The following is a 6,331-nucleotide window of genomic DNA, read 5'->3' on the forward strand; positions in this document are numbered from 1 at the left end:
ACTCCAGCCAGGCCGGGGCGAACCGGTCGCCAGCGCGACAAGAGGACGAATTAGGCCATGCGCGACAAGGGCGAGTATCTGTTCACCTCGGAGAGTGTCTCCGAAGGCCATCCCGACAAGGTGGCGGACCGCATCAGCGACACGGTGCTGGACGCCTTCCTGGAAGCCGACCCCTATGCCCGGGTGGCCTGCGAGACGCTGGTCACCACCAACCGCATCATCCTGGCCGGCGAGACCCGCGGCCCGGCGAGCGTGACGCCCGAGCTGCTGATGCACCTCGCGCGCATGGCGGTGCAGGATATCGGCTACGACCAGGAAGGCTTCTCCTGGAAGAACGCCGAGATCGCCTGCCACCTGCATGCCCAGTCCGCGCATATCGCGCAGGGCGTGGATGCCGCCGGCAACAAGGATGAGGGTGCCGGCGACCAGGGCATCATGTTCGGCTATGCCTGCACCGAAACGCCCGACCTGATGCCGGCGCCGCTCTACTACGCACATCTGATCCTGCGCCGGATCTCCGAGCTCCGCCGCAACAACGACAAGTCGGTCGCCGGCCTGCTGCCGGACGCCAAGTCCCAGGTCACCCTCCGCTACGTGGACGGCAAGCCGGTCGGGGTCAGCTCGGTCGTCGTCTCCACCCAGCACGAGGAAGGCCTGACCCAGGACCAGGTCCGCGCCCTGGTGCGGCCGGTCGTCGAGTCGAGCCTGCCCCGCGGCTGGACGGTGCCGGAGGACGAGTTCTACGTGAACCCGACCGGCACCTTCGTCATCGGTGGCCCCGACGGCGATTGCGGCCTGACCGGGCGCAAGATCATCGTGGACACCTATGGCGGCGCGGCCCCGCATGGCGGCGGCGCCTTCTCGGGCAAGGACCCCACCAAGGTGGATCGCTCCGCCGCCTATGCCTGCCGCTACCTGGCCAAGAACGTGGTCGCCGCCGGCCTGGCCGAGCGCTGCACCATCCAGGTCTCCTACGCGATCGGCGTGTCCAAGCCGCTGTCGGTCTATTTCGACCTGCACGGCACCGGCCGCGACATCGACGAGGCGAAGCTCGCCCGCGTGGTGAACGAGATGGTCAACCTCTCGCCGCGTGGCATCCGCGAGCACCTGCACCTGAACCGGGCGATCTATGCTCCCACCTCCGCCTACGGCCATTTCGGCCGCACGCCGGACCTGGAGAAGGGCACCTTCACCTGGGAGAAGACCGACCTCGCGGACGAGCTGAAGCGCGCCTTCAGCCGCTGATTTCCGGGAGGGGCGCCGCTCCTCCCGAACCCTCCCCGCCAGGAACCGGAGTTTCCCGGACCCTCCCCTGATGGCGGGGTCCGGGGTGACACTGTCACCCCGGCGGGTGATCCAAGGGGGCGGTGCCCCCCTTGGCCCCGGNTGATCCAAGGGGGCGGTGCCCCCCTTGGCCCCGGCGTATCGCCCTCTTCCAACGGTTCCCCCATGAGCGAGTCGCCCCCTCCCCCCGTTCCCGATCGCCTTTATGGCCGCCGCCGCGGCCATCCGCTGCGCGCCCGACAGCAGGTTCTGCTGGAGGAGACGGCCCCGCGCCTTGCCCTCGATCCGGCTGACCCGCTGGCCGGGTTTCCCGTGCGGCCGCAGGAACTGTGGCTGGAGGTCGGCTTCGGTGGCGGCGAGCACGCGCTGGCGCAGATCGCGGCGCATCCCGAGGCCGGGCTGATTGCCTGCGAGGTCTTCGAGAACGGCATCTGCTCCCTGCTCACGCGCCTCGTCCCCGAGGGCGGCGAGGCGACTGCCCCGCTGCCGCCCAACCTGCGGCTCTGGACGGAGGATGCACGCCGCCTGTTGCGCGAGCTGCCGGAAGGCGCCCTGTCGCGCCTCTTCCTGATGTTTCCCGACCCCTGGCCCAAGGCGCGCCACGCCAAGCGCCGCTTTGTCCACCCTTCCATCCTGCCGGTGCTGGCGCGGGCGCTGCGCCCGGGTGGCGAGTGGCGCATCGCCACCGACGACCCGACCTATCAGGCCTGGGTCGGGGAGGTGCTGGAAGGGCAGGACCTGTTCGAGCGCGTCCTTTTCACCGACAGCCGGCCTGAGGACTGGCCTGGCACGCGCTACGAGGCCAAGGCGCTGCGGGAAGGCCGGCAGCCGCTGTACTGGAGCTGGCGCCGGCGGAGCTGACGCCGGGCGTGGCATAATGGCCACGCGCTGCACTGGACTGAGGCAGCATCCCACAATGCGATTGACCCTGTCGGTTCATCACGACACCGTGCGCGACATGGACTTCCCTCGCCTCCCCAACCCGGAACAGGAAGCCGGACGACGCGGAGCCGAGACGCTGACGGCGGAACGCGGCGGCTGCGTTCCCTGGTGCGGCCCGGCCGTGATCGCACTTGCTTCCGGCTGCTCCTACACGGTTGCCTGCATGCTGCTGCACGAGGTGGCGCCGACGCGCTACACGCCGGGCGAGGAGGTCGTCACCGCCTATTGGCGGGATGTCGTGGCGGCGCTGGGGCGCACCGGCGTGATGGCGGCATCATGCGACCTCGAGGGGCGGCCCACGCTGCTCGCGGTGGCCCGCCGGAGCGGACTGAAGCCAGGCCTCTACCTCGTGCGCGTCACCGGGCACTTCCTTCTGTTGCGGCTGCATGGCTTCGGCCTGGCGCAGGTGCATGACAACCGCCTTTCCGGCGCAGTGCTCTCGCGCCGCACCCATGGCCTTTGCCGGGTGACGCATCTGGCGCGGCTCACCGGCGGCTGAGGCCGGATTCCTTGTGTTTCCACGGGCCGGTTCTATATAATCGGCTCGACATCTTCGCTGCACAGCCAGGGGGGTGGCCTTCACAGGCCGCCTTTTTTGTTTTTGGAAGACGACTCGCCCATTCATGGGGGCCTCGAGGCCCGCATCGCCACCGCCATCGGGCCCACGCTGACCGCGATGGGCTATGAGATCGTGCGCGTGCTGATCCAGGGCAAGCAGACGCCGACCGTGCAGATCATGGCCGACCGCGCCGATGGCCGGATGATCGGCGTGGAGGATTGCGAGGCGATCAGCCACGCCGTCGGCGCCGTGCTGGACGTGGACGACCCCTTTCCCGGCGAGTGGAACCTCGAGGTTTCCTCGGCCGGCATCGACCGCCCGCTCACGCGCACCAAGGACTGGCTGCGCTTCGCCGGCCACCTGGCCACCGCCGAGATGAGCATCCCCTTCGAGGGGCGCCGCCGCTTCCGTGGCACCATTCTCGGCGCCGACGAGGAGGTGGCGCGGCTGCGGCTGGAGGACGGTGCCGACGTCGCCCTGCCGCGCGCCGACATGCGTCGCGCCAAGCTGGTGCTCACCGATGAACTGATCGCCGCAACCGCGGCCGATGCCGCCCGTGCGCGCGGGGAGGACGACGCTCCCGGCGCGGATGGTGGCGACTCGCCTTTCGCCAAGAGGAACTGAGGACCATGGCCGCAGACGTCGCCATTGCCCGCCCGGAGCTGCTGCAGGTCGCCGAGGCCGTCGCGCGCGAGAAGATGATCGAGCGTGACGAGGTGCTGGAGGCGATGGAGCAGGCCATCCAGAAGGCCGGCCGCGCCAAGTACGGGCACGAGAAGGACATCCGCGCCGTCATCGATCGCCGGAGCGGCGAGGTGAAGCTCTCCCGCTGGACCGAGGTGGTGGCCGAGGAGCCGGTGGAGAACGAGGCGACGCAGATCCCGCTGCGCATCGCCCAGAAGATCCAGCCGGGCATCGAGGTCGGCCAGTTCATCGTCGATCCGCTGCCGCCGATCGACTTCGGCCGCATCGCGGCCCAGACCGCCAAGCAGGTGATCGTGCAGCGCGTGCGCGAGGTCGAACGCGGCAAGCAGTTCAACGAATACAAGGACCGCGTGGGCGAGATCGTCAACGGCGTGGTCAAGCGCACCGAGTACGGCAACCTGATGGTGGACCTCGGCCGGGCCGAGGCGCTGCTGCGGCGGGACGAGACCATTCCGCGCGAGGCCTTCCGCAACGGCGACCGCGTGCGCGCCTATATCTACGACGTGCGCGAGGAGCCGCGCGGGCCGCAGATCTTCCTCTCCCGCACGCATCCGGGCTTCCTGGCGAAGCTGTTCGCGCAGGAAGTGCCGGAGATCTACGACGGCATCATCGAGATCAAGGCGGTGGCCCGTGACCCCGGCAGCCGCGCCAAGATGGCGGTGGTCAGCCGCGACTCCAGCATCGACCCGGTCGGCGCCTGCGTCGGCATGCGCGGCTCCCGCGTGCAGGCGGTGGTGGCCGAGCTGCAGGGCGAGAAGATCGACATCATCCCCTGGTCGCCGGACAACCCGACCTTTGTGGTGAACGCGCTCGCCCCCGCCGAGGTCAGCAAGGTGGTGCTGGACGACGACAGCAAGCGGGTTGAAGTGGTCGTCCCTGATGACCAGCTATCCCTTGCGATCGGGCGGCGCGGCCAGAACGTCCGCCTAGCTTCCCAGCTCACCCGCTGGGACATCGACATCCTGACGGAAGCCGAGGCCAGCGAGCGGCGGCAGGAGGAGTTCCGCAAGCGGACCGGCCTCTTCGTCGAGGCACTGGACGTGGACGACGTCATCGCCGGCCTGCTGGTCAGCGAGGATTTCAGCTCCGTCGAGGAGCTGCTTGAGGTGTCGGACGAGGATCTGGCGGCGATCGAGGGCTTCGACGAGAACGTCGCCGCCGAGCTGAAGCGCCGGGCCCAGGCCTGGCTTGACCGGCGCGACGAGGAGCTGGACGAGAAGCGCAAGACGCTGGGCGTCGAGGACGCGGTGGCCGACGCCGGCGGCTTCAGCCCCGCCATGCTGGTGACGCTGGGCGAGAAGGGCGTGAAGACGCTTGACGACCTTGCCGACCTCGCCGCCGACGAGCTGATCGAGATCCTCGGCACCGAGGCGGTGGACGAGGAAACGGCGAACGCCATCATCATGGCCGCGCGCGAGCACTGGTTCGCGCAGGAGCAGGACGAGGGTGCGGCCGCCGGGGAGAAGAGTGACGAGCACTGATTCAGGGCTGATGCCGGACCCCCTCCCCGAGGGGGAGGGGCCGGAGCCGGAACCGAAGGGCCCGCTGCGCCGCTGCATCGTGACGCGGGAGAGCTTGCCGAAGGAAGCGATGATCCGCTTCGTCATCGGCCCGGGGCGGGAAATCGTTCCGGACCTGGCCGGGCGCCTGCCCGGGCGGGGAATGTGGTTGAGTGCGCGGGCCGATGTGCTAGAACGCGCGCTGAGCCGGGGCGCCTTTCCGAGGGCGGCCCGCGGCCAGGTGCATTTGCCCTCCGACCTTCGCGCCCGGATCGAGACTGGCCTCAGAAGTCGCCTACGCGACCAGCTGGGGCTTGCGCGCAGGGCCGGTCAGGCGGTGTGCGGCTTCCAGCAGGCGCGCGAATGGCTGCAGGCCGGGCGCGCCGCCGTGCTGGTCGAGGCAAGTGACGGCAGCCCCAGCGAGCGGGCAAGGCTGGCCGGGCGGCGCGACGTGCCGCTCGTGGTCGTGCTGACAGCAGAGGAGTTGGGTGCGGTGTTCGGACGAGATCATGCGGTGCATGTGGCGGTCGCCCGTGGGGCGATTGCCGTGAAACTGGTGCAGGAGGCGGGCCGTCTGGCTGCTGTCTCCGGTATCGCGAGCGGAGCAGGGACGTGAGTCCGGCAACGGCTCGCGATAGGATCGATGGCACAGGACGGATCGGGTTCAGGCGAACGAATGAGCGATCACAATGAGCAGGATACGGCGAAGGGCCGGCTGAGCCTCCGCCCGGGCGGGCGGATGGAGCTCGGCAAGACGGAGGCCGCCGGCACGGTGCGGCAATCCTTCAGCCATGGCCGCGGCAAGACCGTGCAGGTGGAAGTGGTGAAGAAGCGCGCGGCCGGTCCGCAGACCGGCGGCGGTCGTCCCGCTGGCGGTTCGCAGGCCAGCGGCCCGCGGCCCGCGGGCGGCCCGCAGCGCACCGCCTCCGGCCCCGCGCAGCGCGGCGGCAGCGGCTCCGCCCCCGGGCGCCCGCTGAACCAGGCAGAGCAGGCCACCCGCCTGCGCGTGCTGGAGGAACATCGTCGCGCCGAGGCACAGCGCCAGCGCGAGGAGCGTGAGCGCCAGGCCCTGCAACTGCGCAGCGCCGCCGAGGAAGCGGCCCGCAAGGCGGAGGAGGAGCGCCGCGAGGCCGAGGAGGCCGCGCAGCGCGCCGTTGAGGAAGCGCGCCTGAAGGCCGAAGAGGAAGTCCGCCGCAAGGCCGAGGAGGAGACGCGCAAGAACGCGCCGCCCCCGCCGCCTGCCGCGCCGCAGCGTGCCGCCGGTGCCGGCCCGCGCCCGATGGGCGCGCGTCCTGCCGGTGGCCCCGGTGCCGCTGGCGCGCCGCGCCGTCCGGCCGGCCCG

General features: G+C 70.5%; 7 protein-coding genes. All 7 read left to right on the forward strand.

Annotated elements, in window-relative coordinates; genetic code table 11:
* The first annotated feature begins 57 nt into the window (after positions 1 to 57).
* Positions 58 to 1,245 carry a methionine adenosyltransferase gene (gene metK / locus E0493_RS13400; RefSeq protein ID WP_160937443.1) on the forward strand — a complete coding sequence of 396 codons (1,188 nt, stop codon included), beginning with the start codon at positions 58 to 60 and terminating at the stop codon, positions 1,243 to 1,245.
* Positions 1,246 to 1,449: 204 nt separating this feature from the next.
* Positions 1,450 to 2,145, forward strand: coding sequence for a tRNA (guanine(46)-N(7))-methyltransferase TrmB (trmB, locus tag E0493_RS13405; RefSeq protein WP_160937444.1), 696 nt, complete (start codon positions 1,450 to 1,452; stop codon positions 2,143 to 2,145).
* A gap of 55 nt (positions 2,146 to 2,200) precedes the next feature.
* Positions 2,201 to 2,725, forward strand: coding sequence for a hypothetical protein (locus E0493_RS13410; RefSeq protein WP_160937445.1), 525 nt, complete (start codon positions 2,201 to 2,203; stop codon positions 2,723 to 2,725).
* Positions 2,726 to 2,827: 102 nt separating this feature from the next.
* Positions 2,828 to 3,409 (forward strand): ribosome maturation factor RimP, encoded by a 582-nt coding sequence (gene rimP / locus E0493_RS13415; RefSeq protein WP_408888889.1) that lies wholly within the window; start codon positions 2,828 to 2,830, stop codon positions 3,407 to 3,409.
* A 5-nt stretch (positions 3,410 to 3,414) separates the two neighbouring features.
* Positions 3,415 to 4,971, forward strand: coding sequence for a transcription termination factor NusA (nusA, locus tag E0493_RS13420; protein WP_160937449.1), 1,557 nt, complete (start codon positions 3,415 to 3,417; stop codon positions 4,969 to 4,971).
* A 10-nt stretch (positions 4,972 to 4,981) separates the two neighbouring features.
* Positions 4,982 to 5,605 carry an RNA-binding protein gene (locus E0493_RS13425; RefSeq protein ID WP_160937450.1) on the forward strand — a complete coding sequence of 208 codons (624 nt, stop codon included), beginning with the start codon at positions 4,982 to 4,984 and terminating at the stop codon, positions 5,603 to 5,605.
* Between the two features lie 60 nt (positions 5,606 to 5,665).
* Positions 5,666 to 6,331 (forward strand): translation initiation factor IF-2 associated domain-containing protein (locus E0493_RS13430; protein WP_202397113.1); only part of this gene is annotated, 666 nt, incomplete at its 3' end.

It is taken from the genome of Teichococcus coralli, from assembly GCF_009829925.1.
GTDB classification, from domain to species: domain Bacteria; phylum Pseudomonadota; class Alphaproteobacteria; order Acetobacterales; family Acetobacteraceae; genus Pseudoroseomonas; species Pseudoroseomonas coralli.